The 2,184-nt window shown below is 57.0% G+C and carries 2 protein-coding genes; both read left to right on the forward strand.

Annotated features, from left to right (window positions below):
- Positions 1-80 precede the first annotated feature (80 nt).
- Positions 81-1,829, forward strand: coding sequence for an ammonium transporter (locus VKV18_RS15785; protein ID WP_324205142.1), 1,749 nt, complete (start codon positions 81-83; stop codon positions 1,827-1,829).
- Positions 1,830-1,902: 73 nt separating this feature from the next.
- Positions 1,903-2,148 (forward strand): hypothetical protein, encoded by a 246-nt coding sequence (locus tag VKV18_RS15790; RefSeq protein ID WP_324205143.1) that lies wholly within the window; start codon positions 1,903-1,905, stop codon positions 2,146-2,148.
- The last annotated feature ends 36 nt before the right edge of the window (positions 2,149-2,184 follow it).

Genomic DNA, 2,184 nt, shown 5'->3' on the forward strand with positions numbered 1-2,184 from the left:
GACACATTCACACTCGCAGCGGTGGTGAAGTTCTAAATTCAACCTAAAAAGTTTCGACGCTATGGAGGAGACGCAAAAGAATGACAACGTATATGCCACGCTTTAGAGCCTATTGGGCGCGAACGATGTTTGTGTTAGGGCTTATCGGGGTGTTTCTCGCACTCACTGCGCACACCGCAGTGTGGGCACAAGCTCCTAAACCCGACCCCGGCGGCACAAGCACGGGTGCCTACGCCGACGTATTCGGCATGGCTACAAACCAGGGGTCTTTTGGAAAAACCGACCCCTACGACTTTACGTCCACCGACACCAACAAGATAACCCAGATGATGGCGCAGGCCAAAACCACCGAGCCGTTTGCAGCCCATCTGGCCGATGCCGTCGGGCGCTTAAAAGTCGCAACCAACTTCGGATGGACGCTCAACACCGGCTACCTCGTTCTCTTTATGCAGGCCGGTTTTGCCCTGCTTACCTGCGGCCTGGTGCGCAAGAAAAACGCGGCCCATCTCATGATGTTGAACTTTGCGGCCTACGTGGTGGCCTTTATAGGCTACTATATCTGCGGTTTCGCCTTCCAATTTGGGGCGGCCGGCATCACAAACGGCATACAAGTTCCGTCTAACCTCGGCGGCACCCCCTCGCTAAATAAATGGCTTATCCCCCATGTGCTTGGGGGAACCGGCTTCTTCTTAAAAGGAGGCGCTTACGACGTAGGAGCCAATGCGCTTTGCCTGTTCGAGGTGGTCTTTATGGAGACGGCCGGCTACATTATCGTGGGTGCCATCTGTGAGCGCATCACCTTCGGTGCTTTCGTACTGTGCGAGCTGTTCATCGGGGCCATTCTCTACCCCATCTTCGGCTGCTGGTGTTGGGGTGGGGGTTGGTTGGCCAACCTCGGCAATACCATGCATCTTGGGCACGGCTATGTGGATTTCGCCGGCTCAACCGTCGTGCACGCCGTAGGAGGGTTTGCCGCCATGGCGTTGGCCGTTATCTTAGGGCCACGGCTAGGGAAGTATGGGCCGGACGGCAAACCACGCGCCTTCCCCGCTCACAACATCGCCTTCGTTGTAACCGGAACATTCATCCTCCTATTTGGATGGATGGGTTTCAACCCAGGCTCTACCTTAGGCGATACCGACCTTCGCATTTCGGTGATCGCAGTCAACACCAACCTGGCGGCGATCTTTGGCGCGGCAGCGGCCATGGTTTTCTGGTATCTTAAGTTCGGCAAACCCGACATCTCCATGGCCTGTAACGGCATGTTGGCAGGATTGGTGGCCATCACGGCGCCCTGTGCGTTTGTCTCTCCTACCTCCGCGATGGTCATCGGCATTCTCGCCGGCATCACGGTCTGCTGGGGCGTTCTTTTCAACGACAACGTTCTTAAGATAGACGATCCTTGTGGAGCCATTTCGGTGCACGGCTACTGTGGGTGGCTGGGCGGCATTTGCCTAGGGCTTTTTGCCGACGGCACCTATGGCGCCGGCTGGAACGGCGTGGGCGCATCGAGCTACCTCGGCAAGGCGGGGCTTGGAGTCGTTGGCCTGTTCCAGGGCGACACCAGTCAGTTTCTGGCCCAGCTCGTCGGCTCTACGGTCTGTGTGGCCTGGTCATTCGGGCTTACCTTCATCGTCTTCAAGGTCGTCAACGCCGTTAAGAGCATGCGGGTTTCCCCGGAGGTCGAAACGATGGGGCTCGACGAGCCGGAGTTCGGTATCGTCGCCTATCCCGACGATGTGCTCGCCACTCCCTCCACACCGAGCGCCTCAATGGCCATCACATCCGCCCCTAATCTAGGTGGCGGAGCGCCGGCCGGAGCGAAGTAGAAGACCGTCGTGAACGGCGAGGGCTGTGGTTACCGGCCCTCGCCACAAACCCGATAAAAAGGAAAAAACTCTCATGAAGACGAAAAAGAACAAGGCACAAAGAAAGCAAGAGCAGGCCATCCGTGCGCAAAGGATGCAGCGCATCCAAATCGTGCTGGGCTACGCCATTCTCGGCGCCACCCTCTGTTGGGCAATAGTACTTAACCGCCAACACCGTTTAAGCCCGGCAGTTACGGTTGGGTTGGTCATTCTCTTGCTGTTTCGGCTCTTCGCTCTGAGATACGAGCTGAAGCGACAGACAGAGGAGGCAACACAATGATAAAAGTAGAAGCGATGATTCGCCCCCAAAAGCTGG

It is taken from the genome of Chthonomonas sp. (assembly GCF_035294505.1).
In the GTDB taxonomy this organism is placed as follows: Bacteria; Armatimonadota; Chthonomonadetes; order Chthonomonadales; family Chthonomonadaceae; genus Chthonomonas.

Coding starts and splice junctions, on each gene's coding strand:
- VKV18_RS15785 (WP_324205142.1), top strand. CDS start 81: ATGACAACGTATATGCCACGCTTTAGAGCCTATTGGGCGCGAACGATG.
- VKV18_RS15790 (WP_324205143.1), top strand. CDS start 1,903: ATGAAGACGAAAAAGAACAAGGCACAAAGAAAGCAAGAGCAGGCCATC.